Source organism: Pseudomonas sp. PDM09 (genome assembly GCF_014852305.1).
GTDB lineage: Bacteria > Pseudomonadota > Gammaproteobacteria > Pseudomonadales > Pseudomonadaceae > Aquipseudomonas.
This window is the reverse complement of record NZ_JACVBI010000002.1, coordinates 788,218-814,084: the sequence shown is the minus strand read 5'-3', so window position 1 is coordinate 814,084 and position 25,867 is coordinate 788,218. Positions and strand designations below refer to the sequence as shown.

Here is a 25,867-nt window from a genome sequence, read left to right as displayed (position 1 = left end):
TGGTCCTGATCATGAGAAAACGCCGCGATTCTACCGGTCTGGCCTGCGCACCAACATGAACGATATTCATGCAAAACCCCTGCATGCTCCAAAAGCGCACAGGTTTGTTATCATTCCGGCCCTTCGTCATGGCCTTACCGAGTAGTCCAAATGTCCGATCGCAGCGTTCGCCTTCAAGCTCTCAAGCACGCCCTCAAAGAGCGCATCCTGATTCTCGATGGCGGCATGGGTACGATGATCCAGAGCTACAAGCTCGAGGAGCAGGATTACCGTGGCAAACGCTTCGCCGACTGGCCGAGCGATGTCAAAGGCAACAACGACCTGTTGGTGCTGACACGTCCTGACGTGATTGGCGGCATCGAGAAGGCCTATCTGGACGCCGGCGCCGACATACTGGAAACCAACACCTTCAACGCCACCCGGATTTCCATGGCCGATTACGGCATGGAAGAACTCGCCTACGAATTGAACGTAGAAGGCGCTCGCCTGGCCCGCAAGATTGCCGATGCGAAAACTCTCGAGAACCCGGACAAGCCGCGTTTCGTCGCTGGCGTACTCGGCCCGACCAGCCGCACCTGCTCGCTGTCGCCGGACGTGAACAACCCTGGCTACCGCAACGTGACCTTCGATGAGCTGGTGGAGAACTACACCGAAGCCACCAAAGGCCTGATCGAAGGCGGCGCCGACCTGATCCTGATCGAAACCATCTTCGATACCCTCAACGCCAAAGCGGCGATTTTCGCCGTGCAAGGCGTGTTCGAAGAACTGGGCGTCGAGTTGCCGATCATGATCTCCGGCACCATCACCGATGCCTCCGGCCGCACCCTGTCGGGCCAGACCACCGAAGCGTTCTGGAACTCCGTGGCCCACGCCAAACCGATTTCGGTCGGCCTGAACTGCGCCCTCGGGGCCAGCGAGTTGCGTCCGTACCTGGAAGAACTGTCGAACAAGGCCAACACCCACGTTTCCGCGCACCCGAACGCCGGTCTGCCAAACGAATTCGGCGAGTACGACGAACTACCGGCCCAAACCGCCAAGGTCATCGAAGAGTTCGCCCAAAGCGGCTTCCTGAACATCGTCGGCGGCTGCTGCGGCACCACGCCGGGTCACATCGAAGCCATCGCCAAAGCGGTGGCCGGCTATGCGCCGCGCGAGATTCCGGACATTCCCAAGGCTTGCCGCCTGTCGGGCCTGGAACCGTTCACCATTGATCGCAGCTCGTTGTTCGTCAACGTCGGCGAGCGCACCAACATCACCGGTTCCGCCAAATTCGCCCGTCTGATCCGTGAAGACAACTACACCGAAGCCCTGGAAGTCGCCCTGCAGCAGGTCGAAGCCGGCGCCCAGGTGATCGACATCAACATGGACGAAGGGATGCTCGACTCGAAGAAGGCCATGGTGACCTTCCTCAATCTGATTGCCGGTGAACCGGACATCTCCCGCGTGCCGATCATGATCGACTCCTCCAAGTGGGAAGTGATCGAAGCCGGCCTCAAGTGCATCCAGGGCAAGGGCATCGTCAACTCGATCAGCATGAAAGAAGGCGTCGAGCAATTCATTCATCACGCCAAACTGTGCAAACGCTACGGCGCCGCGGTGGTGGTGATGGCCTTCGACGAAGCTGGCCAGGCCGACACCGAAGCGCGCAAGAAAGAAATCTGCAAACGCTCCTACGATATTCTGGTCAACGAAGTCGGCTTCCCGCCGGAAGACATCATTTTCGACCCGAACATCTTCGCCGTGGCCACTGGTATCGAAGAACACAACAACTACGCTGTGGACTTCATCAACGCCTGCGCCTACATCCGCGACGAACTGCCGTACGCCCTGACTTCCGGCGGCGTGTCGAACGTGTCGTTCTCGTTCCGTGGCAACAACCCGGTGCGCGAGGCAATTCACTCGGTGTTCCTGCTGTATGCGATCCGTAATGGCCTGACCATGGGTATCGTCAACGCCGGCCAACTGGAGATCTACGACCAGATTCCGGCCGAGCTGCGCGACGCCGTCGAAGACGTGATCCTCAACCGCACCCCGGAAGGCACCGACGCCCTCCTCGCCATCGCCGACAAGTACAAGGGCGACGGCAGCGTCAAGGAAGCCGAGACCGAAGAGTGGCGCAACTGGGACGTCAACAAGCGTCTGGAACATGCACTGGTCAAAGGCATTACCACCCACATCGTCGAAGACACCGAAGAGTCGCGTCAGTCCTTTGCACGCCCGATCGAAGTGATCGAAGGGCCGCTGATGTCCGGTATGAACATCGTCGGCGACCTGTTCGGTGCCGGTAAAATGTTCCTGCCGCAGGTAGTGAAGTCCGCCCGCGTGATGAAGCAGGCCGTGGCCCACTTGATCCCGTTCATCGAGCTGGAAAAAGGTGACAAGCCGGAAGCCAAGGGCAAGATCCTGATGGCCACGGTCAAGGGCGACGTACACGACATCGGCAAGAACATCGTCGGCGTGGTGCTGGGCTGCAACGGCTACGACATCGTCGACCTTGGCGTGATGGTGCCGGCGGAGAAGATCCTGCAAGTCGCCAAAGAACAGAAATGCGACATCATCGGCCTGTCCGGCTTGATCACGCCTTCACTGGACGAGATGGTTCACGTGGCCCGCGAGATGCAGCGTCAGGACTTCCATTTGCCGCTGATGATCGGTGGCGCGACCACGTCCAAGGCGCACACGGCGGTGAAGATCGAGCCCAAGTACAGCAACGACGCGGTGATCTACGTCACCGACGCCTCCCGCGCCGTCGGCGTGGCGACGCAATTGCTGTCCAAGGAGCTGAAGGCCGGTTTTGTCGAGAAGACTCGCCTGGAATACATCGACGTTCGCGAGCGCACTGCCAATCGCAGCGCCCGTACCGAACGCCTGAGCTACCCGGTGGCCATCGCCAAGAAGCCGCAGTTTGACTGGGGCAGCTACGAACCTGTCAAACCGACGTTCACCGGCGCCAAGGTGCTGGACAACATCGACCTTAAAGTTCTGGCCGAATACATCGACTGGACGCCGTTCTTCATCTCCTGGGACCTGGCCGGTAAATTCCCGCGCATCCTCAAGGATGAAGTGGTCGGTGAAGCCGCCACCGCGCTGTACGCCGATGCCCAGGAAATGCTCGCCAAGCTGATCGACGAAAAACTCATCAGCGCCCGTGCGGTGTTCGGTTTCTGGCCGGCCAATCAGGTGCGCGACGATGACATCGAAGTCTACGGCGATGACGGCAAGCCATTGGCCAAGCTGCACCACTTGCGCCAGCAGATCATCAAGACCGATGGCAAACCGAACTTCTCCCTGGCCGACTTCGTTGCGCCCAAGGATAGCGGTGTGACCGACTACGTGGGGGGCTTCATCACCACCGCCGGGATCGGCGCCGAAGAAGTGGCCAAGGCCTATCAGGATGCGGGCGACGACTACAACTCGATCATGGTCAAGGCCCTGGCCGACCGCCTGGCCGAGGCCTGTGCCGAGTGGCTGCACCAACAGGTGCGTAAAGACTACTGGGGCTACGCCAAGGACGAGACGCTGGACAACGAGGCGCTGATCAAAGAGCAATACACCGGCATCCGCCCTGCTCCAGGCTACCCGGCCTGCCCGGATCACACCGAGAAAGCCACGCTGTTCAAACTGCTGGACCCGGAAGCGGAAGAACTCAAAGCCGGCCGCAGCGGCGTGTTCCTCACCGAGCACTACGCCATGTTCCCGGCGGCGGCGGTCAGCGGCTGGTACTTCGCTCACCCGCAGGCGCAGTATTTCGCCGTGGGCAAGATCGACAAGGATCAGGTGCAGAGCTACACCTCGCGCAAGGGTCAGGAATTGAGCGTGACCGAGCGTTGGCTGGCGCCTAACCTGGGTTACGACAACTAACCCCCATCCCCTGTGGGAGCGAGGCTTGCCCGCGATGAACGATGACGCGGTTTCCCTGTGAGACCGCGGCGCGTCCATCGCGGGCAAGCCACGCTCCCACAGGTTTCGGGTGTATTGTCTATGCTTAGCTCTCACACATGCGTGACGGGGGATTTATGGACGATCCAGTCGACAACAACAAGCCACCGACCTTCTGGCAGATGCTGCACAGCGTGATGGCGGCGGCGTTCGGGGTGCAGAGCGGGAAGAACCGCGCCCGGGATTTCACCCACGGCAAGCCCAGTCATTTCGTGATGTTGGGGATTCTGTTCACGGCAGTGTTCGCGTTGACGCTGTTTGGCATCGTCAAACTGGTGGTGTACCTGGCGGGTATCTGAACCGGCTCAGTGCATCAGGGATTGCAAGCTGAACGGGTAGCGATACGACGTCGGCCGCCCCTTGGCCGAGAGCTTCTGGAAATCCACGCCATAATCCTGAGTCGCACTCAACGCCAGCAACCGCTTGGCTTGTGCGTGATTGATCAGCTGCAACAACGGAATCTGCCGGTCGCGCCCGCCGTACTGGCTGACGTCCACGCCCTGATCGTAGTCATGCAGTTGCACCAAGGCCCAACCACCCAGAGTGAAGTGCCCGCCCATCAGCACACTCAACCGCCCTTCCAACAGCGCCTGTAACGCAGTCGGTGAATTATTGACGGCGCTGAACAGCGCGTCCTTGCCGGGTTGGCCGCCCGTTTCGGCGTAGGCCTGCATGGCACCAAAGGCCATTTCATCGTTGGCCGACCAGACCAGCGACGTTTGCGGATAACGCTTGAACAATAACCTGGCCTGTTCATAGGCGCGCTCGCGGGTCCAGCCGCCATAGACCAACTGGCGCAACCGCACTTCAGGGTGTTCGGCCAATGCCCGCATCATGCCCTTCTCACGCTGTTGCGCGGCTGGCGTGATCTTCAGGCCGGAGAAGGCCACGAGATCAATGACCTGACCGGGCGCGACCGGGCGATGCAGGCGAATCAGCTCCTTGAGCATCAAGTAGCCGCCCTCCTCATTGTTGGGCACCAGGCTGCCCAACCAGTCGGGATACTTCTGCGGCTGCGCGCCGAGCAAGCGCATCTGGTCTGCGGTCAGGCCGTTGTTGACCAAAAACAGCTTCACACCGCTGCCTTGAGCCAGGCGCAGGATTTCGGGCGCAACGTACAGTTCGTTGACGAACACCAGATAATCCGGTCGAGTCGGCCCTTGCAGGGCTTCGCGGGCTTGCTTGAGTGTGGTTTCAGCGTTTCGCTCGGAATACTGGATGCGCAAATCCATGCCCAGGTTCTTGGCCGCGGCCTGCATGAACTGCGAATAACTGACCCAGAAGACCTCTTGGGTGGTTCCGGGATTGAGGAACAATACAGACGCCGCCTGGGCACACGGTCCCAAGACCGTACCAAGCGCCAGCACAACACCACAGATGAACTTCAACATTAAACGTCCGAGCCCCCGAAAATCCGCTGCGCATTATAGCCAGCGAAGTTTCTGGAACGGCGCTTATTCCGGCTTTTGTCCGACAATCGTCGGCGCCGGGCCCGGACGGGGTCGTTTATTGATGACTGACCCAGAACACCGCTGTGCCCACGACCAGGATGATCAGGAACAAAATCGCCCAGGCATCGACCGTGCTATCGCTTTTCCCTGCTTTGGTTGGGTTGCTCATTGCATCGCCTCTTGTCGGTTTTATCGGTGATTGCATAAAGACTCGACCACAGTTAAGACGATGATTGCCCGCACCACAAATGTGGGTTTTACCCCCATGAGTTTCATTAGTCGTTTTGGTTCTTTGCATATACTCAAACATCACTTTTGCGCATAACTGCAAACTGGTATCTTGCGTCGGCTCCGTTGGGAGTGCGCGGCCGTGCGCGCAGAATTGCCGAGGCTGTATCGGATGAAAGCTAGCGAAAACGCAGCTATATCCAACCGGCCCAAGCCTGAGAACAGGACTTATATGTACGTATACGACGAGTACGATCAGCGGATCATCGAGGACCGCGTCAAGCAGTTCCGTGATCAGACCCGACGCTATCTGGCAGGCGAGCTGAGCGAAGAAGAATTCCGCCCCCTGCGCCTGCAAAATGGCCTTTACATCCAGCGCTTTGCCCCGATGCTGCGGGTGGCGGTGCCTTATGGCCAACTGACTTCGCGCCAGACGCGAATGATGGCCAAAATTGCCCGCGACTACGACAAGGGCTACGCCCACATCAGTACCCGGCAAAACGTGCAGTTCAACTGGCCGGCCCTGGAAGATATCCCGGACATCCTCGCTGAACTGGCGACCGTGCAGATGCATGCGATCCAGACCAGCGGCAACTGCCTGCGCAACGTCACCACCGACCAGTTCGCCGGTGTCGCGGCCGACGAATTGATCGACCCGCGTCCATGGTGCGAAATCGTCCGCCAGTGGACCACGTTCCACCCGGAATTCGCCTACCTGCCGCGTAAATTCAAAATCGCCATCAACGGTTCGACGTCCGACCGTGCGGCCATTGAAGTCCATGACATTGGCCTTGAGCCAGTGCACAACGCCGCAGGCGAACTGGGTTTCCGTGTGCTGGTCGGTGGCGGCCTGGGCCGTACGCCGGTGGTGGGCGCGTTCATCAACGAGTTCCTGCCGTGGCAGGACTTGCTGAGCTATCTCGACGCCATCCTGCGGGTTTACAACCGCTACGGCCGTCGCGACAACAAATACAAGGCGCGGATCAAGATTCTGGTCAAGGCCCTGACACCTGAAGTGTTCGCGCAGAAAGTCGATGCGGAAATGGAACACCTTCGCGGTGGCCAGACCACGCTGACCGAGGCCGAAGTGCATCGCGTGGCCAAACACTTCGTTGATCCGGAGTACAAGGCGCTGGACAACCAGACCTTGGCGTTGGCCGAACTCGATAAAGAACACCCGGGCTTCGCGCGCTGGCGCACCCGCAATACCCTGGCCCACAAAAAGCCGGGTTATGTGGCCGTGACCCTGTCCCTGAAGCCGACCGGTGTTGCACCGGGCGACATCACCGACAAGCAGCTCGACGCCGTTGCCGACCTGGCCGATCGTTACAGCTTCGGTCAGCTGCGCACTTCCCACGAGCAGAACATTATTCTGGCCGACGTTGAACAGTCCCAACTGTTCGCGATGTGGGGCGAGTTGCGCGAGCAAGGTTTCGCCACGCCGAACATTGGCTTGCTGACCGACATCATCTGCTGCCCGGGCGGTGATTTCTGCTCGCTGGCCAACGCCAAGTCGATCCCGATCGCCGAGTCGATCCAGCGCCGTTTCGACGACCTGGACTACCTGTTCGACATTGGCGAGCTGGACCTGAACATCTCCGGGTGCATGAACGCCTGTGGTCACCACCACGTCGGCCACATCGGCATTCTCGGGGTCGACAAGAAAGGCGAAGAGTTCTACCAGGTGTCCCTGGGTGGCAGCGCCAGTCGCGATGCAAGCCTGGGCAAGATCCTCGGCCCGTCCTTCGCACAGGAAGCCATGCCTGACGTGATCGAGAAGCTGATCGACGTGTACATCGAACAACGTACCGAAGACGAACGCTTCATCGACACCTATCAGCGTATCGGCATCGACCTCTTCAAGGAGCGCGTCTATGCAGCGAATAATTAAGAACAACGAAGTCGTCGACGAAACCTGGCACTTGCTGCCGAAAGATTTCAATATCGACGAGATCAGCAACTGCGACGACCTGATCGTCCCGTTGCAGCTGTGGCGCGAACACAGCCGTATGCTCAAGGCCCGCGATGGCGGCTTGGGTGTGTGGCTGGATGCCGATGAAGAAGCCGAAGAAATCGGTGAAGACGTGGATAATTTCCAGGTCATCGCCTTGAATTTCCCGGCCTTCACCGATGGACGCAACTACTCCAATGCTCGCTTGCTGCGTGACCGTTATGGTTTCAAAGGCGAACTGCGGGCGATCGGCGATGTGCTGCGCGACCAGTTGTTCTACCTGCACCGCTGCGGTTTTGACGCGTTTGCGATTCGCGCCGATAAAGACCCGTACGAAGCCCTTGAAGGCCTCAAGGACTTCTCGGTGACCTATCAGGCCGCCACCGACGAACCGCTGCCGCTGTTCCGTCGCCGTTGATGTCCTGGCCTTGAACCCTTTGCGGGGTTCAAGGCCATCCTCTTCTAGGCCTGCTCGGTGATCACCGGAAAGGGCCGCCCCATCGCTACCCAATCGCGGTAGAGCCTGGCCCGATCCTCCAGCGACATGAAAATCCCCAACGGATTTTCAGCATCGACCTCTGTGGCCTCGACCACCCGGTTCAGCCAGTTCCACAACTCGTCCGATGCCTGCGCCTCGCTCAACAGTTGCCAGACCCTCGCTTGCAACGCCATATACTCGACCTGAAAGTCCGCCGTCAGGCTGAGCCCATCGATGAGCCTCAGGAAACGACTGCCTGACGGCTTGACCGCCAATTGCTGCCAGATCGTTCGCCTGACCTGCTGCAGCGCTTCTTCCCCCGGTTGTAACCACGCCTCTGGATTGCCATAACCGGGACCCGGCGCGTTCAACCACAGGTTGATCCCTGTGCGCTGTCGATGGCTGATCAGGCGCCGCAATGTGTCTTCGTCCGTTAACGGGTTGCCCCAAAGCTGCACTCGCCCCCGAACAATGGCCTGGCTCAACACCGCCGACGGAACCCGGGTGATCCGGTTGTCACGCAGGTCCAGCGACGTCAGGTAGGGCTCGTCCCTAATCCCGATCGGGCACGTACTGATCCCTGTTTTCCTCAAATTCACCTCGCGCAGGTTGTCCATCCCTAACAACACAGGCGAAACACTCAGGGGGTTTTCACTCAGGTCCAGTGATTGCAAGTTAATCAAGTCACTCAGTTGCGACGCCGTGTTCTCCCTGAATTTGAGAAACGTGTCTTTCAGATTCAGCGTTGTGAGATGGCTCATTCGCGCGATTGCAGGCGGCAAAACACTCTCCAGCTCCCCCATGGCGTTAGATAGCCGCAGATCGACTTTCTCCAGATTCAATACCCGCAGATTGGGGAAAGACTCCAGGAACCCGTTCAGGCTCTCACGCTCCGTCAGCTGAAATCCGCGCATCGACAACTCGATCACCTCGTTGAACTTGATGTTCATGATCGGCAAGCGGTGGTAGTCCTCGAACTCCAGATCCAGTTTGTATCCCGCTAACGCTTCGCCGGAATAAAGGCGATTGGCCTGCGGCGGACACTTTTGCCAGATTGAGATCAGCTCGTCAGCCAGTTCTATCCGGGTGTCGCGCTCGAGTTCCATCGTGTGCTGCACCAGCGCGACGTTATGCTCCGCGATTTGCGCATGAGTCATGCCCACAGCGTCCTCGTCGCCAGCGGCCAGTAAGTCGATGTCCATGTCATCGACATCCTGCAGGGACCGGTCGATCCAACTGGTCAAATCCGTACTCAATTGCTCAGACTGTTGCTTCAGACCATCGAGGCGTGATTGAGCGCTTGCTCCGGCATGTTGCAGCCATTCATCGGCCTGCGCGTTGCCGAAGTCGGGATAGAGGTCCTTGACTTGCAGTCTCATCGTCTCGTGGCTCAACGCCGCAGCCTGGAGGGTCGTCGGAAAGCCGCCGCCCCTCAAGCCCTGCATTTCAAAAGGCAGCCCCCCGTCCATTCTGCCCAGGCCGAGGCCGAACTCGGCGCGCGATAGCGCCCGGTCGCGAAGGTTGAGCTTCAGTTCGTTGGCCGGGTTCAGCGACTGCAACTGCAGCGCCGCCCGCTCATCCGCGGACAACACACCGATGACGGCCCCGTAAAAGTCCGTGCGCGCGATGGCCTGGGCGACCACATCAACGTATTGATAGTGGTCGCCGATTTTGATCAAGCGACGACAATCAGCCGCATCAAGCGAACCGCAACGATCCAGCACCCGACCTTGCAGCGAGCCGTCTAGCACCTCGATTCGCAGACCTTTTGGCCATCCGGGCAAGTTTCTCAGCGAATGCAAGGCCAGCGTGTCCGAATCGGAATGGGCCACGGATCGTAGATAAAGGCCTTCGTAAGCACGGGTCAGCCTCACATGCTGCTGATACTGACGGGCCTTGCCATCCAGTTGCCTGAATACCCCCTTGATCTCGATCGCATCCGGCGTCTCTGTGAACGCTATGCCACAGCGATCAAGCATCTGCTCCACCGCACTTTTCGGCAGGCCGGGATATTGCTGTTGAAACAATCGGACCCATTCATGCTCCGAGTGCTGGAGCGCCTGATAGCGAGCGTTGAATAACTCCACTCGCCGGGCCTGCAATGCCTCGTTCCCGTCAGCCTGCGCTTTGTCGATGGCCTTCATGACGTCCTGATCGATTTTGAAGCGACTGATAGTGTCGGCCAACACAGGCGTAGGTTGACGACCGGCCTGCATCATTCGCAGCAGATCGTCATCAACGGCGCTGACCTTGCCGATTTGCGCCAGCACTTCGTCGCTGAAGGCGTCCACCGGGGTGCCGATCCCTCGAAGCAGGCTCAGACGGGTCGGCATCTGCGCGGCCGACGCCAGAGGGGCGACATGAACGGGTGGAGCGTCCACCGGCATACCATCGAGCTGCACAGCGGGCTCCTCGGCCCCGTGCTCGGCCCTGGCCAGCGCGGCGGCCTCGGCGCCTTCGCCTTTTAACGAAGCGCCAGCCCCGGCCATCGGCAGTGCATTGAGCAAGCCGAACACGGTTCGCGTCACGCCTTCAGAACGCTCACTGGCCGTTTTCCCCTCGATGGCCTCATCCAGACCGTAACCGGCGTCAATAAGCCCGGCCAGCACCAACAATCCCTCACCTCCGGGCACAAACAACGCCAATGGCCCGAACCGGTTGATCCATTGCACGATCGGCTCGACGAAAGCGCTCAGATTGTCACGGTTGACCTGGGCATCGTCGCGGATGGTCTTGACGCTGTCCTGGGCGGCCTGCTTCATGGAACTCACCAACTGCGCAAAAGGGTCGGATGCGCTGGGTGAGCGATCAAAATTGATGTAGTCGTCCGGATCCCAATGTCCATCATCGTTGAAGAACCCGGCATTCTTCGTCAGCTTGTGCATCCTGGGATAAACCGCCATGCCCTCCAGCGCGGTCAGTACCCCCGCATGAAAGGTGCCGTCCTCGCGATCCTCTTCGCAAAAGTGAGCCGCCAGTGCCTGTTTCGTATCGGCCTCCCTGCCCTGAGCCACGATCCATTGACGCAACTGCCGGCTATCGGTGAATTCGTGCAGCGGTGAAGAATTGCCGGGGATGTACAGCAGCACCCTGGCGCCTGATCGCGCTCGAAAACACCAGATATCGGTTGCCGTATAACGGTACAGTTTCAACCGACTCGCCTCGACGCTCGAAGGCATCCTTGTAGGCGCTTGCAGTTGCTCGATTGTCAGCGTTTCCCAAGTCTGCGCGGCAGGCAACCCGGCGGCTTGCATGGCGAGTTCCAGTCCCTTCCGGGACAGGCACCGTTCTTGATATTGCAACCGGACCGCCATGACGAAAGCCGCCTTGACCGATGTCCTCATGGCATAAGGACCGGGAGCAGCAATGACCGCGTCCGACGGCCAGGCCTGATCAAGATAAGTCTGGTATCGACGGGAAAGAAACAACCCCCAGACCCACTGCTTGAAATCGGCAGGCCGCAGATTGATTTGCGTGTGCGGGCCATAGGATTGCGGAACCGTCGCGCGGTAAATCCCTTCATAGGTGTCATGGTTGCCGTTGCCCACATAGGCAAACTCATCGACCTTCTCGACAATGCGCACCGACGGCCCGATGTCGGGCGGTGTGTACAGCCCAAACGCGGTTTCGCCGAAGCGCCCGTCGCCCACCGTCTGATAATTGCCAAGCAGTGCCTGGATCAGGGTGCGAGAACTTCCCACCTGCCCCTGGTGGACACCGTTCTCAGGAGGATGCCCATGGTAGTTATAGTCGAGCGTTACCAGCAGGGCTGTCTGCGGATCAATGTCGGCTCCCCACTTCTCCTTGATCAAGCGCTCACCAAACTGAGCGGGAGTTTGCACAAGTGCGGTCTCCACCGCAGCCTTCAGTTCGTTACGCATCAGGACATTGCGCGTTGGGGCGTCGCCATGGGCGTGATCATTCATGTGCATTCCATTGCAAACTATTGGGAGTCACCAGAATATCCGGCCCCAACTCAAGCGTAAGTCGGAATGATCGACAGGCCAGTTAGGACGTTTCGCAGAGTCCGCAGGAAAGTGAACGGTCTTAAATGCCGGACGAAAAAAAACCGCGGAAATCCGCGGTTTGATTTTTCCGGAGACGCCTGCCAGAGGCTTACCAGAAGCGCTGCTGGGTCAAGCGGCTCCACCAGCTCAGTAATACACGATCGACCGAACCGCTGGCCGCGATACCGATGCGCTCCTGCAGGCTTTTGCGTTCGGCGTAATGCAAGTGATAGAGCTCAGACTGCTTGGCGCGTTCGGCAAGGTATTCATCGCTGGTCTTGAGTTCATCCACCAGTTGCTTGTCGAGCGCCGCAATGCCCAGCCAGATTTCACCGGTGGCCACTTCGTCGATGGCCAATTGCGGGCGATAGCGGGAAACGAAGTTCTTGAACAGCTGGTGGGTGATGTCCAGGTCCTCCTGGAATTTCTCCCGGCCTTTCTCGGTGTTTTCGCCGAATACCGTCAGGGTGCGCTTGTACTCACCGGCCGTCAGTACTTCGAAGTCGATGTCGTGCTTTTTCAACAGGCGATTGACGTTGGGCAACTGCGCCACCACACCGATCGAGCCGAGGATCGCGAACGGCGCACTGATAATCTTCTCGCCGATGCACGCCATCATGTAGCCGCCGCTGGCCGCGACCTTGTCGATGCACACGGTCAACGGCACGCCGGCTTCACGAATCCGCGCCAGTTGCGAAGACGCCAGGCCATAGCTGTGGACCATGCCGCCGCCGCTTTCCAGGCGCAGCACCACTTCATCCTTGGGCGTGGCGAGGGTCAGCAGCGCGGTGATTTCGTGGCGCAGGCTCTCAGTGGCCGACGCCCTGATGTCACCATCGAAATCCAGCACGAACACCCGTGGTTTGGCCTCGGGTTTCTTCTTTTGCTTTTTATCGGTTTTAGCCTGGGACTTGCGCAAGGCCTTGAGCTGATCCTTGTCGAGCAAGGTTTGCTCCAGGCGTTCGCGCAGCCCTTTGTAGAAATCATTGAGTTTGCTGACCTGCAGCTGACCGGCCGACTTGCGCCGACCTTTGCTGCGCAACGCCGCAAAACTGGCCAGGACCACCAGAATGGCGATCACCAGAGTCACGGTCTTGGCCAGAAAAATGGCGTACTCGAACAAAAGCTCCACAGGGACTCCTTCAATCAATGCGCGGGGTAAACACGCGCGGGATACCTCCAGCATACCCATCCGCTGGCCCGACGGCCAGCCGTGAAACCTCTGGCAACAGGCCTGTAACAGGCATTTCAAACAAGCGTATGTTTTTTCATTGACAGCTCACCGCCATCCTCATAACCTCGCCAAACCTTCAACGTACCGGGATGACGCGGACGTGGGCAGCATCTACTTGATTCGACATGGCCAGGCCTCCTTTGGTGCAGACGACTATGACGTCCTGTCGCCGACCGGTATTCGCCAGGCAGAACTCCTCGGTCAGCACCTGGCCGAACTCGGTGTCAGCTTCGATCGCTGCCTGTCGGGCGACCTGCGCCGCCAACAACACACCGCCAACAGTGCGCTGGAACAGTTTGCGGCCGTCGGTATGCCGGTGCCTGCCCTGGAAATCGATTCCGCTTTCAATGAATTCGATGCCGACGCAGTGATCCGCGCCCTGCTGCCGGCCATGTTGGAGGACGAGCCCCACGCGCTGGATATCCTGCGCAACGCGGCACAAAACCGTGCGGAGTTCCAACGCATCTTCGCCCTGATCATCGAACGCTGGCTTGCCGGTACCTACGACACACCGGGACTGGAAAGCTGGCTGGGCTTCGTCGAACGCGTACAGAGCGGTCTGCATCGATTGCTCGAACAAGCCGACAATACCCAGAAAATCGCTGTGTTCACCTCCGGCGGCACTATCACTGCCCTGCTCCACCTCATTACGCAAATGCCCGCAAAGCAGGCCTTTGAACTGAACTGGCAAATCGTCAACACCTCGCTCAACCTGCTTAAGTTTCGCGGGCGCGAGGTGGCCCTGGCTTCCTTCAACAGTCATGCACACCTGCAACTGTTGAAGACCCCGGAACTCATCACGTTTCGCTGAGTCCGGATTATTGTGACCCTGGCTGTAATCACCCAGCTCTTATTACCCAAGAAAGGATCGAACCATGACCTCCGTAGCTGATGCCGTACAAGCAATGAAAGCCAAGTTCAACCCAGCCGCTGCTGCCGGTCTGGACCTGGTATTCGGTTTTCGCATCGACGACACCAAGAACTTCTCGCTGATCGTCAAAGACGGCACCTGCGAACTGCAAGAAGGCGAGAACCCGGACGCCCAGGTGACGCTGGTCATGGACGGCGAAACCCTGCAAGGCATCGTCGACGGTTCGACCGACGGCATGCAAGCGTTCATGGGCGGCAAACTGCGCGCTGAAGGCGACATGATGCTGGCCATGAAACTGTCCGAGCTGTTCCCGGGCTAAGCACGCCGCTCCCGTCTTTCGGGAGTACGTCTGGCTGCAAACGAATCCCGCCCCTCGTGGCGGGATTCGTCGTTTTTCGCCCTCGGAAACGGCTATCTGTGGATTTGCCGACTATATTCCTTCTGGCCGCATGCGTCAGACATCGGCTGTTGATCCCCGCTTCTTTGTGAAGAACTTTGTGGAGAGCGCTGCCATGAGCCCACCTGACGAGCACAACGACTTCAGCCGTCGCCGTGTACTGCAAGGCCTCTCGGCAGGCGCCGTCGGTGCCTGGGTCAGCCCACTATTCGCAGGGAGTAAAGCCATGCCCGATACCCCAGCCGACCTGATTTTGTACAACGGACGCCTGCACACCGTTGACCGCAAGAAACCCCAGGCCAGTGCCGTCGCGATCAAGGACGGACGCTTCGTGGTGGTCGGCAGCGACGCCCAGGCCATGGCCCTGCAAGGCCCCGGCAGCCAAATCATCGACCTGCATGGCCGCACGGTGATTCCCGGTCTCAACGACTCTCACCTGCACTTGATCCGTGGCGGCCTGAACTACAACCTTGAGCTGCGCTGGGAAGGCGTGCCGTCTCTGGCCGATGCCTTGCGCATGCTCAAGGATCAGGCCGATCGCACGCCAACGCCGCAATGGGTGCGGGTGGTCGGTGGCTGGAACGAGTTCCAGTTTGCCGAGAAGCGCCTGCCGACGATTGAAGAACTGAACAAGGCCGCGCCGGACACCCCGGTATTCGTTCTGCATCTTTATGATCGCGCCCTGCTCAATCGCGCGGCGTTGAAAGTGGTCGGCTATACCCGCGACACGCCAAACCCGCCGGGCGGCGAGATCCAGCGCGATGCCAATGGCGACCCCACCGGCATGCTGATCGCCCGACCCAATGCAATGATCCTCTACTCGACCCTGGCCAAAGGACCGAAATTACCGCTGGAGTATCAAGTCAACTCGACCCGCCAGTTCATGCGTGAACTCAATCGGCTGGGCGTCACCAGCGCCATCGATGCCGGCGGCGGTTATCAGAATTACCCAGACGATTATCAAGTCATCCAGCAACTGGCCAAAGACCAACAGCTCACAGTGCGCATTGCCTACAACCTGTTCACCCAAAAACCCAAGGAAGAGCTGACCGATTTCAAAAACTGGACCAGCAGCTCCCATTACGGTCAGGGCGATGACTTCCTGCGGCACAACGGTGCCGGGGAAATGCTGGTGTTCTCGGCAGCCGATTTCGAAGACTTCCTCGAACCTCGCCCAGACTTGCCGCAGACCATGGAGCAGGAGCTGGAGCCGGTGGTGCGGCATCTGGTGGAACAGCGTTGGCCCTTCCGCCTGCATGCCACCTACAACGAATCCATCAGCCGCATGCTCGACGTGTTCGAGAAGGTCAACCGGGATATTCCGTTCGACGGTTTGCCATGGTTCTTCGATCACGCCGAAACCATCAGCCCACGGAACATTGAGCGGGTCAAAGCGCTCGGTGGCGGCATCGCCATCCAGGACCGCATGGCGTTCCAGGGCGAGTACTTTGTCGACCGTTACGGCGCGAAGGCTGCCGAAGCGACACCACCGATCGCACGCATGCTGGCCGAGGGTGTGCCGGTGGGCGCCGGCACCGATGCCACGCGAGTCTCCAGCTACAACCCCTGGACCTCCCTGTACTGGCTGGTCAGTGGCCGCACCGTCGGCGGGCTGGCGCTGTACCCGCAAGGTTTGAGCCGTGATACGGCGCTGGAACTGTTCACCCACGGCAGCGCCTGGTTTTCCTCCGAACAAGGCAAGAAAGGCCAGATCAAGGTCGGGCAACTGGCGGACCTGATTGCGCTGTCGGCGGACTACTTTCACATCGAAGACGAAGCCATCAAATGGATCGAGTCGGTGCTGACCATTGTCGACGGCAAGATCGTCTACGGCAGCGTCGAGTTCGAAAAACTGGGGCCTGCGCCTATCCCGGTAGTGCCTGAGTGGTCGCCGGTGGTGAATGTACCGGGGCACTGGAAACCCCTGGCGCCGCTGACGACTCAGGTTCATCAATGCGTGGGCGCTTGCGCGGTGCATGCCCACAGCCATGAGCGGGCGCGGTTGTCGTCGGCGCCGGTCAGTGACTTCCAAGGGTTCTGGGGGGCGTTTGGCTGTTCGTGTTTTGCGTTTTGAACAAAATATTTCCAAACACCATCCATCTAATGTGGGAGCGGGCTTGCTCGCGAAAGCGGACTGACAGTCAACATCACTGTTGAATGTTGAACCGTCTTCGCGAGCAAGCCCGCTCCCACATTGAATCGCTGTTCAACCTTCTGTCCCGTAACACCCACTGACACAAGCTTGACCTCGATCAGTTGCTCCCCCCCTCGCAATCACTACTATCACGCTTCCATCGAAGGCCACGGACGGCTCATTGGGAGCCTGCGGCCCGTCATTCTCAAGGAAGAGTCAATCGTGCGGTCATTGAAAATCATTCTGCTGGCGTCAGCGTTCAACGGCCTGACCCAGCGGGCCTGGCTGGACTTGCGTCACGCCGGTCATTCGCCCAGCGTGGTGCTGTTCACCGATGAAGAGGCGGTATGCGAGCAAATCGAACACTCCGGCGCCGATCTGGTGATCTGCCCGTTCCTCAAGGATCGGGTACCGCAACAGTTGTGGAGCAACCGTCAGCGTCCCGTGGTGATCATTCATCCGGGCATTGTCGGCGACCGTGGCGCCAGTGCGCTGGACTGGGCGATAACCCGTGAACTCAGCCGCTGGGGCGTGACCGCGTTGCAAGCGGTGGAGGAAATGGATGCGGGGCCGGTCTGGGCCACCTGTGAATTCAATTTGCCCCAAGGCCTGCGCAAATCCGAGTTGTACAACGGGCGCGTCAGCGATGCGGCAATCTCTTGCATCCGCGAAGTGGTGGAAAAATTCATCGACGGTTTCGTGCCGGTGCCCTTGGATTACAACCAGCGCCACGTGATTGGCCGCTTGCAGCCGAACATGAAGCAAGCCGACCGATCCTTTAGCTGGCACAACAGCTCTCACTTCATCAAACGCAGCATCGACGCTGCCGACGGCCAACCCGGCGTATTGGCGAGCCTGGCCGGCGGTCAGTATTACCTGTACGACGCTCACCTGGATTCACGCAGCGGCACGCCGGGGGAGATTCTCGCGGTGCATGACGATGCGGTGCTGGTGGCGACCGGCGATATCAGTCTGTGGATCGGTTCGTTGCGACATAAACCCCAGCCCGGTGAAGAAACCTTCAAGCGCCCGGCCCGGCATGTGCTCGCCGAACAGCTGGCGCAAGTACCTACCCTTGATTGGTCGATCGCCTCCCAGCCCTTCAGCAATGAAAGCTATCAACCGCTCCGCTATCGCGAATCGGGGCATGTCGGTGAGCTGACCTTCGAGTTTTATAACGGCGCGATGAGCACCGAACAGTGCCAGCGACTGGTGGAGGCCCTGCGCTGGGCCAAGTCCCGGGACACCCAGGTGCTGCTGATCAAGGGTGGGCGCGGCAGTTTCTCCAATGGCGTGCACCTCAACGTGATCCAGGCCGCAGCGGTTCCGGGACTGGAAGCCTGGGCCAATATTCAGGCGATCGATGATGTCTGCCAGGAACTGCTCAGTGCCCGGCAACTGGTGGTCAGCGGCTTGACCGGGAATGCCGGGGCCGGCGGCGTGATGCTGGCGCTGGCGGCCGACATCGTCTTCGCCCGATCCGACATCGTGCTCAATCCCCATTACAAAACCATGGGCCTGTACGGCTCCGAGTATTGGACCTACAGCCTGCCCCGCGTCGTCGGCCAGGCAATGGCGAAAAAACTCACTGAAGACTGTCTGCCGATCAGCGCCTCCCAAGCCTTGCAACTGGGCATGATCCAGGAAATCGGCCCGCGCTGCCCCGACGAGTTTGGTTTGTGGTTGTTGCAGCGGGCCAATGGTGCGTTGAGTGATCCGGCGTATCAGGCGGTGCGTGAACGCAAAAGCCAGCTCGAGACTCAACTGGCGCAGCACTGTCGCAATGCCGAGCTGGAAGAGATGCAGCTGGACATGGTGCAGAACCGCAAACAATTTGCCGAGAAATGCCGAAATTTTGTGTTCAAGCGTAGGGTGTGTGGCACGCCGCAGCGGTTGGTGGCGCAGTGGGCCACTGTTCAGGAAATCGAGTTAACCGATTAATTTGCGGTGCCTGACAGGGCCTCTTCGCGAGCAAGCCCGCTCCCACATTGAATGGGTGTTGGGCATAGATTTTTGTAACACCGCAGATCGAATGTGGGAGCGGGCTTGCTCGCGAAGAACGATAACGCGGTATCGGAAGACAAATGCTGCTCTTACAATGCTCGCACCTCCCGCATCGGCCTGCCCATGGACATCGACCTCGCCCGCACCTTTCTGGAAATCGTCCGCCACGGCAGCCTGGCCGCGGCGGCTGAAAAGCTGCACGTCACCCAGACCGCGATCACCGCCCGCGTGCAAAAGCTCGAAAGTCAGCTCGGCAGCACGCTGTTCGTGCGCAACCGCGCCGGGGCACGCCTGACGCCGAACGGTGAGGCCTTTGTGGTTTACGCCAATCAACTGGTGCAGACCTGGGAAGCGGCGCGTCGGGACTTGCCGTTGCCCGAGGGCTACCGCGACGTGCTGCACATTGGTGGCGAGGTCAGTCTGTGCAACCCGTTGATGCTCAGCTGGGCCGGCGAGTTGCGCGAGAAAATTCCCAGCCATGCTCTGCGCATGGAAATCCGCGACGGCGAAAACCTGCTGCGGCAACTGGAGCTGGGGGTGCTGGATGCGGCGCTGGTCTATCAGCCCGAGTACTGGCCACGCCTGCAAGTCGAGCAGGTGCTGGAAGAAAAACTCATCCTGGTACGCCTGACCGGACAGCCCGATCCTTATGTGTATATCGACTGGGGCCCGGACTTCCGTCGTCAGCACGATGCCGCACTGCCGGAAAAGGCCAAGGCAGCCCTGAGCTTCAACCTCGGACCGCTGGCCTTGCAATACATCCTGGAAAACGGCGGCAGCGGCTATTTCCGCACCCGCGTGGTCCAGAGCTACCTGGAGAGCGGCGTGCTGGAGCCAGTGCCCAAAGCTCCGGAGTTCAGTTATCCGACTTATCTGGTTTACTCCCGGGACCGCGACTCGGCGACCTTGCAACGGGCTTTCGACCTGCTGCGCGAAGTGATCAAGACGGACGACGACTGGTCCCAACGCTGGAACCCCTTGACCTGACGCCAGGCGCCTTGCACCTGAGCATGGCGCTTGTGCCCTCGAGGTTCAGCCAGCCTCTGCGGCGGGATCGGCTAATCTGCTGGTTATAACAATAACCACAGGTGAACGCAGTGAGGCAGACCACCGAAGCATTCCGCGCGCGCTACCGTGCCGACATTCATCCGCTCTACAACCCTTGGTTGCACGGTGTGTTTGTGCTGCTGTTCGGGTTGCTGGCCATCGGCGCGTTCTGGAACACCGTGCATCAGGTACACCCCCTGGAATGGCTGGCGGTGCCGCTGACCCTGTTGTTTTTCAACTTCGGCGTCTACGTCGTGCATCGGCATCTGGGGCACCATAAAAAGCGCTTGGCGCGAATGTTCTACGCCCGTCACGCCGGTGACCATCACAGCTTTTTCACCCCCGGCCACATGACCTACGACAGCGCCCGGGACTGGCGGGTGATTCTGTTTCCGGCCTGGCTGATTGTGTTGCACACCCTCGTCATCACCACGCCCGCCTGGTGGCTGTTGGCTCAAATCAACGGCAACGTCGCGGGTTTGTTCGGCGGCTGCATGGTCCTCGGTTACCTGACTTATGAAGTGTTCCATGCCTGCGAGCATCTACCGCCCGGCAACCCGCTGACACGTTTGCCGTGGATTCGCCAGATGCGCCGTTTGCACGAACTGCACCATCGCCGTGAGCTGATGCAGGAGCGCAATTTCAATATCGTGTTTCCACTGATGGACTACCTGTTCGGCACCCTGCACTGGGAACCGGAACAAGCGCCTCCACACCTGACGAGAACGCCCACCCGCCTGCAGCACGTGATCGACATCGCTGGAAGTCCGCTCGCCGTGCTCGCCTACGCCAGCACGGCGCCGCGTTGGCCGGAGTGGCATCCGTCCTCCCTCAAGGTCGATGGCCAGAGCGGCCCGTTGTATGCCGGGGCGCGGTTCGAGGAAGACATTCGGGCCGGCGGACGCGAGGGGCATTTGCGCTGGGAGGTCAGCGAATACCTGCCTGGTCGCCGCTGGAGCGCTCGGGCCCGGGGCGATCATGGACTGTCGCTGGTGGTGACTTACGAGTGCGAGGCTTTGGGCGACGGCACGCGGTTTGTCCGCACCCTGGAATATTGCTTTAGCGGTGTACTGATGCGCATTGCCAATCGATTGTTGCTCAAGCGGCGCATCGAGCGTGAATCGGCGCAATCGATGCTGGCGTTACGCGAGATGGCGCAAAAACATCTGGCCTCGACAGGAGTCACCGCGTGAAAAGAGCCTTCAGGTTTCGGCATTTACTGTTGCTGCTGATCTTCGTGATTGGCGGCTTCCTGTTGTTATTACCCACCAAGGTCCAGCCGATCGCCTGGACACCGTCACCAGCGCCCTCCCTCATCGATGGCATCTACACCGATAATCAGCGCCTCAAAGGCGTGGAACCTGTCGGTGCCGCTGACATCGACGGCCCGGAAGCATTGCTTCTGGAAGAAAACATCCTCATCACCGGCCTGCATGACGGCCGGTTGATTAGCACCAGCCTCGACGGCAAGACCACCAGGGTGCTGGCCGATACCGGTGGCAGGCCATTGGGCCTGGCGCGCCATCCCAATGGTTTGCTGGTGATCGCCGACGGGGTCAAGGGTTTGCTGTCGCTCGATGCTCAAGGCCGATTGATTGCATTGAGCACCACGGCCAACAACGTGCCCTTCGGTTTTACCGATGACGTGGCCATCGACAAGCCCGGGCATTACGCCTATTTCAGCGATGCATCCAGCCGTTGGGGTTACGGCAAGGATGGCGAGGCAATCATCGAGCACGGCGGTGACGGCCGATTGCTGCGTTATGACTTCCAGACCGGCAAAACGACGGTTCTTCTGGACAAACTGGAGTTCGCTAACGGTGTGACCCTGGGGCCTGATGATGCGTTTGTGCTGGTCAACGAAACCGGCGCCTATCGCATCAGCCGCTATTGGCTGACCGGGCCGAAAGCCGGAACCCACGATCTGTTCATCGACAATTTGCCAGGGCTGCCGGACAACCTGGCATTCAATGGTCGCGACCGTTTCTGGGTAGCATTGTATGCCCCGCGCAATGCGCTGCTCGACGCCACGGCGCCCTACCCTCTGGTACGCAAAATGATCGTGGGCGCGATGACGGTCCTGCCCATACCGGTGGAGAACCGCGCCTTCGCCCTCGGCCTGGACCTCGACGGTAAAGTGATTGCCAATCTGCAGGACGCCAGCAGCGGCAACTACTCCCCCATCACCACCGTGCGCGAGTATGGGGACTGGTTGTATCTGGGATCGCTGAAAGCACGGCACATGGCGCGGTTGCCGTTGAGCACGGCATTGCAGTAGTAACGATGATCAACCTGTGGGAGCGGGCTTGCTCGCGAATGACGCCACATCAATATTGAATGTCAGTCCTTGTAGCAGCCTGCGTTCAGCTGTAGCAGCTGTCGAGCCCCAGCGAGGCTGCGTTCGGCTGCGAAGCAGTCGTAAGATCAGAAACTGCGGTACGTCAGGCAGACCGCGTTAGCAGGATTCACGGCTGCTTCGCAGCCGAACGCAGGCTTCGCCAGCTGCTACAGGACTATTGGGTTGCTTGAGTGTCGGAGTCGTCCTGCTTGTCCTCATTGTCCGGCAATTCATCGATGCCCGGTTCATCCTCGGGGTTGACGGTGGTGCGTCCCGGGCTCAGGGGTTCGGGATGAGTCGGGATCGGGTCATAGCCGCCCTGTTGTTCGCTGGGGTACTTTTCTTTATGGGGAAAGGCTGAATGGGGCATGGGGCACCTCGCATGGGCCGCAAAGTCGGCTCTGATCGTTCGAGGTGCCGGTATTTATCCCCGTTCCAATTTTTCAGTCACCGGTCGTCGGTGACTCGACATAGCGCCTCAGGACCGTGCCTGGAGTTGTTGGACGATCTTGTCCTTGACCTGCAAGCGCTTCTCCTTGAGCTTCTTCAGTGCATCATCGCTGGGCGCATCCGATTGTGCGGACTCGGCCTTCAACACTTCGGCGTCCGCCTGGGAGTACTTGTTGAGCAGTGAATCCAGTAACGGATCCTTGGTGCGTTTTTGCTGGATCTCTTCCTTCGTGCAGCGCAAATCCTGATAAAGGTCATGGGTCACCGGCATGGAACACCTCCGTTTGTTAATCGGTGGCAAACGTGATCGATTGCGTTCACCAGCTATCAGAATGGCCTCGCTTACCCGGTTCTGTCGACCGTCTATCAGACCAGCGGTGTCCGTTCGTCGTCCTGTCGCAAACGCGATAAAACCTTTACCCGAGCGCCCGCCTCCATTGAATAACGATCACCCGGATCGCCCATAGAAACCTGTGTGGAGAATGATCAATGGACGGCTTCAATCTGCGTCACCTCGCCCTGGCCGTTGCCTTGAGCACCAGCATGGGCACAGCTTTTGCCGCCGATTCCAACGACTTCGTCGATGACGCGGTCGCGGGCGGCATCGCGGAAGTCGAGACCAGCAAACTGGCCCTGGAAAAAAGCTCATCGGCCGACGTCAAGGCGTTCGCCAACATGATGGTCACCGATCATTCCAAAGCCAATGAAGAACTGGCGGCACTGGCGAAAAAGCATGACATCGAAGTGCCGGACACGACGACGATGGTTAAACAGGCTAAGGAAAAAATTCTCGACCTGCGCGATGAATCCTTCGACACGGCCTATGCCAACAATCAGGTGAAGGCTCACGAAGAAGCCATTGAACGGTTCAAGAAAGAAGCCAATACGGTGACGGACGACAAGACCAAAGGCGCCACCGACCTCAAGGCCTTTGCACAAAAAATGCTGCCGGCGCTGGAAAAACACCTGGGTATGGCGAAAAAACTCCAGGCGGCTCATCCCGACAAATAAGCCCACGCGCTGATGACAGTCAGTCAAGGCGCGGAACCTGTGGGAGCGGGCTTGCTCGCGAAGGCGACGGCACAGTCAATATTGATGTTGCCTGTCACACCGCTTTCGCGAGCAAGCCCGCTCCCACATGGATTGCGCAATCAATGAAAATCCAGAATCAACCACCCAGCACATTGCGGATCTTACTCAACAGCGCTTCAGGGCCATAAGGTTTGCTCAGCAGATAAGTGTCGGGGCTGAGTTGGTGATTGCGCGAAATAATGTCCCGGGTGTGGCCGGAGGTAAACAGCACCGCCACCGGTGGATTCTGTACCTTGGCCCAGGCGGCCAGGTCCGCGCTTTTGATCAGACCGGGCATAACCACATCGGTGAAGATCAGATCCACTGCCACGCCATCGAGCAACATCTGCATGGCCAGGTCACCATTGGCCGCGGTCAGAACCTGATAGCCCTCTTCACGCAACAAATCCACCGCCGAGCCACGCACCGCTTCGTTGTCCTCGACCACCAGAATGGTTTCGTGCCCGCCACGGTGCTGCGGATCATGGCGCGTTGTTTCACCGGGCAACGGGCGCAAGCTGCGCGGGAAATACAGCTGCACCCGAGTGCCCTGCCCGACGACGCTGGAAATCTCGATATGCCCGTCGCTCTGTTTGACGAAACCGAACACCATACTCAAACCCAGGCCGGTGCCCTGGCCGTCGGCCTTGGTGGTGAAAAACGGTTCAAAGGCCTGTGCGAGCACTTGAGGCGACATGCCGACACCCGTGTCAGCCACCGCGACGCAAACATAGTCGCCGGCGACGATGCCCTTGCCTGCGCAAAACTTGCGGTCGAGGGCAATGTTCTCGGCACTCAGGGCAATGGTCCCCTCGCCGTTCATGGCGTCTCGGGCGTTGATCGCGAGGTTGAGGATGGCGTTTTCCAGTTGATTGCGGTCTACGTAGAGATGCCATGGATCGTTAGGCGCCGTCACCTTGATCTGAATAGTTTCCCCCAGCGCCCGCTGCAACAATTCTCCCAGTCCTTCGAAGATCTGCCGTGGATCGCAGACCGCCGGCGATAAAGGCTGACGACGGGCGAATGCGAGCAATTGCGACGACAATTTGGCACCGCGCTCGACCGCGGCAATCGACGCGCTGACCCGGCGTTGCACATTGGCGTTGTCCGGCTCGTGACGCGCCAGCAAATGCAGGTTGCCGGCGATCACCTGCAACAGATTGTTGAAGTCATGGGCCACACCACCGGTGAGACCACCGATGGCTTCGAGTTTCTGTGACTGGCGCAACTGCTCTTCGGCCGCCAGCCGCGCCTCGACTTCGTCGGCGACTCGCTGCTCCAGGTTGCGAGTGAATTTGAGCAAGGATTCTTCGGCGGTCTTGCGTTCATGAATGTCAATCAACACCCCGGGAAAGCGGAACGCCTCGCCTTTTTCATCGAACTCGCAACACCCGCTAGCCAGCACCCACAGGTAACTGCCATCGGGCCGCAGAACCCGGTACTCGGCGTTATAGGGTATGCCGGTTTCCACCGACTGATTGATCCGTTCCTGAACCCAACTGCGGTCGTCGGGATGGATCTGCATTTCGGCGATGAGCGGTGGCAGGTTGGCCAGGTCCTGGTCGGGCGGATAGGAAAACGTGCGGGCGAAGCGTTCGTCGGCAGACAGCACATCAGCCTTGATATCCCAGACGAATGAGCCGAGCAAAGCCCCGGCATTGAGCGCCAGGCGAACTCTTTCGTTGTCGGCGCGATAAGCGCTTTCGGCTTCCTGGCGGCGGCGCTCGGAAATCACATGGTCAGTGGTGTCGACCACCATCGCCATGACCCCGGCGGGGTGCCCGTCATCATCGGCGACGGGGCTGTAGTAAAGATCCATCCAGACGTCTTCGGGTACGCCGTCACGCAACAGCACCAAAGCTTTGTTGTGATAGGACAAGGTGCCGCCCGCAAGGCAGGTGTCCACCACATGCCGATTGAATTCGGCGACCTCTGGCCAGCCCAACTCCACCGGGGAACCCAGCAGGTAAGGATGGCGCCCACCGGCAAATCTCGAGTAGGCATCGTTATAGATCATGTAACCGGGCCGGCCCCACAGCATCACCATCGGCAGGGGTGAGGCGAGCAATAATTGCACCGTGCTGCACAGGCTCCCGGGCCAGGTATCGATGCTCCCGAGCTCGGTCAGGCTCCAGTCGAACGCGCGAATGCGTCCAGCCATTTCGCCGCTCCAACCGGTACATCCGTGGCTATTGTCTAGAAACTGCATCGACTGGCCTATGTCCTGTGGATGACATGTTGTCAGGCAGTGCAACGGCGTGAGGAGA

Annotated in this window: 18 protein-coding genes; 12 read left to right on the top strand and 6 right to left on the bottom strand. The window is 59.5% G+C overall.

Going from position 1 to position 25,867, the window contains the following annotated elements; genetic code table 11:
• Nucleotides 1–150: 150 nt before the first annotated feature.
• Nucleotides 151–3,861 carry a methionine synthase gene (gene metH, locus IB250_RS08375; protein ID WP_192343738.1) on the top strand — a complete coding sequence of 1,237 codons (3,711 nt, stop codon included), beginning with the start codon at nt 151–153 and terminating at the stop codon, nt 3,859–3,861.
• A gap of 155 nt (nt 3,862–4,016) precedes the next feature.
• Complete coding sequence (locus IB250_RS08370) at nt 4,017–4,238, top strand: DUF2970 domain-containing protein (RefSeq protein ID WP_123495032.1); 222 nt, start codon at nt 4,017–4,019, stop codon at nt 4,236–4,238.
• Between the two features lie 6 nt (nt 4,239–4,244).
• Here the strand turns inward: IB250_RS08370 and IB250_RS08365 are convergent, their stop codons facing one another.
• Nucleotides 4,245–5,330 carry an ABC transporter substrate-binding protein gene (locus IB250_RS08365; RefSeq protein ID WP_192343737.1) on the bottom strand — a complete coding sequence of 362 codons (1,086 nt, stop codon included), beginning with the start codon at nt 5,328–5,330 and terminating at the stop codon, nt 4,245–4,247.
• Nucleotides 5,331–5,850: 520 nt separating this feature from the next.
• On the opposite strand from IB250_RS08365, the gene IB250_RS08360 reads away from it, so the two are divergent.
• Nucleotides 5,851–7,509, top strand: coding sequence for a nitrite/sulfite reductase (locus IB250_RS08360; protein ID WP_192343736.1), 1,659 nt, complete (start codon nt 5,851–5,853; stop codon nt 7,507–7,509).
• Nucleotides 7,493–7,987, top strand: coding sequence for a DUF934 domain-containing protein (locus tag IB250_RS08355; RefSeq protein ID WP_063340169.1), 495 nt, complete (start codon nt 7,493–7,495; stop codon nt 7,985–7,987). Before IB250_RS08360 ends, IB250_RS08355 begins: the two co-directional genes overlap by 17 nt.
• A gap of 44 nt (nt 7,988–8,031) precedes the next feature.
• On the opposite strand, the gene IB250_RS08350 is transcribed toward IB250_RS08355, so the two are convergent.
• Both IB250_RS08350 and sohB read right to left on the bottom strand, forming a co-directional pair.
• A complete protein-coding gene (locus IB250_RS08350; protein WP_192343735.1) occupies nt 8,032–11,973 on the bottom strand; it encodes a dermonecrotic toxin domain-containing protein in 3,942 nt (1,313 codons plus the stop codon).
• Between the two features lie 190 nt (nt 11,974–12,163).
• Nucleotides 12,164–13,186: a protease SohB gene (gene sohB, locus IB250_RS08345; protein WP_192343734.1), complete on the bottom strand. Its 1,023-nt coding sequence runs from the start codon at nt 13,184–13,186 to the stop codon at nt 12,164–12,166.
• Nucleotides 13,187–13,388: 202 nt separating this feature from the next.
• On the opposite strand from sohB, the gene IB250_RS08340 reads away from it, so the two are divergent.
• From IB250_RS08340 to IB250_RS08310, 7 genes are all read left to right on the top strand, one after another.
• Complete coding sequence (locus tag IB250_RS08340; RefSeq protein WP_192343733.1) at nt 13,389–14,099, top strand: histidine phosphatase family protein; 711 nt, start codon at nt 13,389–13,391, stop codon at nt 14,097–14,099.
• 64 nt (nt 14,100–14,163) lie between these two features.
• The gene (locus tag IB250_RS08335; RefSeq protein ID WP_123495039.1) at nt 14,164–14,478 is read left to right on the top strand and encodes an SCP2 sterol-binding domain-containing protein; all 315 of its coding nucleotides are present in this window, start codon (nt 14,164–14,166) and stop codon (nt 14,476–14,478) included.
• Nucleotides 14,479–14,782: 304 nt separating this feature from the next.
• Entirely contained in the window at nt 14,783–16,630 is a 1,848-nt protein-coding gene (locus IB250_RS08330; RefSeq protein WP_192343811.1) for an amidohydrolase, read from the top strand.
• Nucleotides 16,631–16,912: 282 nt separating this feature from the next.
• Nucleotides 16,913–18,631 carry a hydrogenase maturation protein gene (locus tag IB250_RS08325; RefSeq protein WP_192343732.1) on the top strand — a complete coding sequence of 573 codons (1,719 nt, stop codon included), beginning with the start codon at nt 16,913–16,915 and terminating at the stop codon, nt 18,629–18,631.
• Nucleotides 18,632–18,817: 186 nt separating this feature from the next.
• Nucleotides 18,818–19,681 carry a LysR family transcriptional regulator gene (locus tag IB250_RS08320; RefSeq protein WP_192343810.1) on the top strand — a complete coding sequence of 288 codons (864 nt, stop codon included), beginning with the start codon at nt 18,818–18,820 and terminating at the stop codon, nt 19,679–19,681.
• Between the two features lie 110 nt (nt 19,682–19,791).
• Complete coding sequence (locus tag IB250_RS08315) at nt 19,792–20,934, top strand: sterol desaturase/SRPBCC family protein (protein ID WP_192343731.1); 1,143 nt, start codon at nt 19,792–19,794, stop codon at nt 20,932–20,934.
• On the top strand, nt 20,931–22,019 hold the full coding sequence (locus IB250_RS08310) for an SMP-30/gluconolactonase/LRE family protein (protein WP_192343730.1): 1,089 nt from the start codon (nt 20,931–20,933) through the stop codon (nt 22,017–22,019). Before IB250_RS08315 ends, IB250_RS08310 begins: the two co-directional genes overlap by 4 nt.
• A gap of 235 nt (nt 22,020–22,254) precedes the next feature.
• Here the strand turns inward: IB250_RS08310 and IB250_RS08305 are convergent, their stop codons facing one another.
• Entirely contained in the window at nt 22,255–22,449 is a 195-nt protein-coding gene (locus IB250_RS08305; protein WP_192343729.1) for a hypothetical protein, read from the bottom strand.
• A gap of 108 nt (nt 22,450–22,557) precedes the next feature.
• Nucleotides 22,558–22,800, bottom strand: a complete 243-nt coding sequence (locus IB250_RS08300; protein ID WP_008066957.1) for a YdcH family protein — start codon at nt 22,798–22,800, stop codon at nt 22,558–22,560.
• A gap of 218 nt (nt 22,801–23,018) precedes the next feature.
• Between IB250_RS08300 and IB250_RS08295 the strand changes: the two genes are divergently transcribed.
• Nucleotides 23,019–23,540, top strand: coding sequence for a DUF4142 domain-containing protein (locus IB250_RS08295; protein WP_192343728.1), 522 nt, complete (start codon nt 23,019–23,021; stop codon nt 23,538–23,540).
• A gap of 157 nt (nt 23,541–23,697) precedes the next feature.
• On the opposite strand, the gene IB250_RS08290 is transcribed toward IB250_RS08295, so the two are convergent.
• Nucleotides 23,698–25,809, bottom strand: coding sequence for a PAS domain-containing sensor histidine kinase (locus tag IB250_RS08290; protein ID WP_192343727.1), 2,112 nt, complete (start codon nt 25,807–25,809; stop codon nt 23,698–23,700).
• Nucleotides 25,810–25,867: the final 58 nt, after the last annotated feature.

Excerpts from the sequence above, each read along its gene's own strand:
- metH (WP_192343738.1), top strand. The coding sequence starts at position 151 with ATGTCCGATCGCAGCGTTCGCCTTCAAGCTCTCAAGCACGCCCTCAAA.
- IB250_RS08370 (WP_123495032.1), top strand. The coding sequence starts at position 4,017 with ATGGACGATCCAGTCGACAACAACAAGCCACCGACCTTCTGGCAGATG.
- IB250_RS08365 (WP_192343737.1), bottom strand. The coding sequence starts at position 5,330 with ATGTTGAAGTTCATCTGTGGTGTTGTGCTGGCGCTTGGTACGGTCTTG.
- IB250_RS08360 (WP_192343736.1), top strand. The coding sequence starts at position 5,851 with ATGTACGTATACGACGAGTACGATCAGCGGATCATCGAGGACCGCGTC.
- IB250_RS08355 (WP_063340169.1), top strand. The coding sequence starts at position 7,493 with ATGCAGCGAATAATTAAGAACAACGAAGTCGTCGACGAAACCTGGCAC.
- IB250_RS08350 (WP_192343735.1), bottom strand. The coding sequence starts at position 11,973 with ATGAATGATCACGCCCATGGCGACGCCCCAACGCGCAATGTCCTGATG.
- IB250_RS08335 (WP_123495039.1), top strand. The coding sequence starts at position 14,164 with ATGACCTCCGTAGCTGATGCCGTACAAGCAATGAAAGCCAAGTTCAAC.
- IB250_RS08330 (WP_192343811.1), top strand. The coding sequence starts at position 14,783 with ATGCCCGATACCCCAGCCGACCTGATTTTGTACAACGGACGCCTGCAC.
- IB250_RS08320 (WP_192343810.1), top strand. The coding sequence starts at position 18,818 with ATGGACATCGACCTCGCCCGCACCTTTCTGGAAATCGTCCGCCACGGC.
- IB250_RS08305 (WP_192343729.1), bottom strand. The coding sequence starts at position 22,449 with ATGCCCCATTCAGCCTTTCCCCATAAAGAAAAGTACCCCAGCGAACAA.
- IB250_RS08300 (WP_008066957.1), bottom strand. The coding sequence starts at position 22,800 with ATGCCGGTGACCCATGACCTTTATCAGGATTTGCGCTGCACGAAGGAA.
- IB250_RS08295 (WP_192343728.1), top strand. The coding sequence starts at position 23,019 with ATGGACGGCTTCAATCTGCGTCACCTCGCCCTGGCCGTTGCCTTGAGC.
- IB250_RS08290 (WP_192343727.1), bottom strand. The coding sequence starts at position 25,809 with ATGCAGTTTCTAGACAATAGCCACGGATGTACCGGTTGGAGCGGCGAA.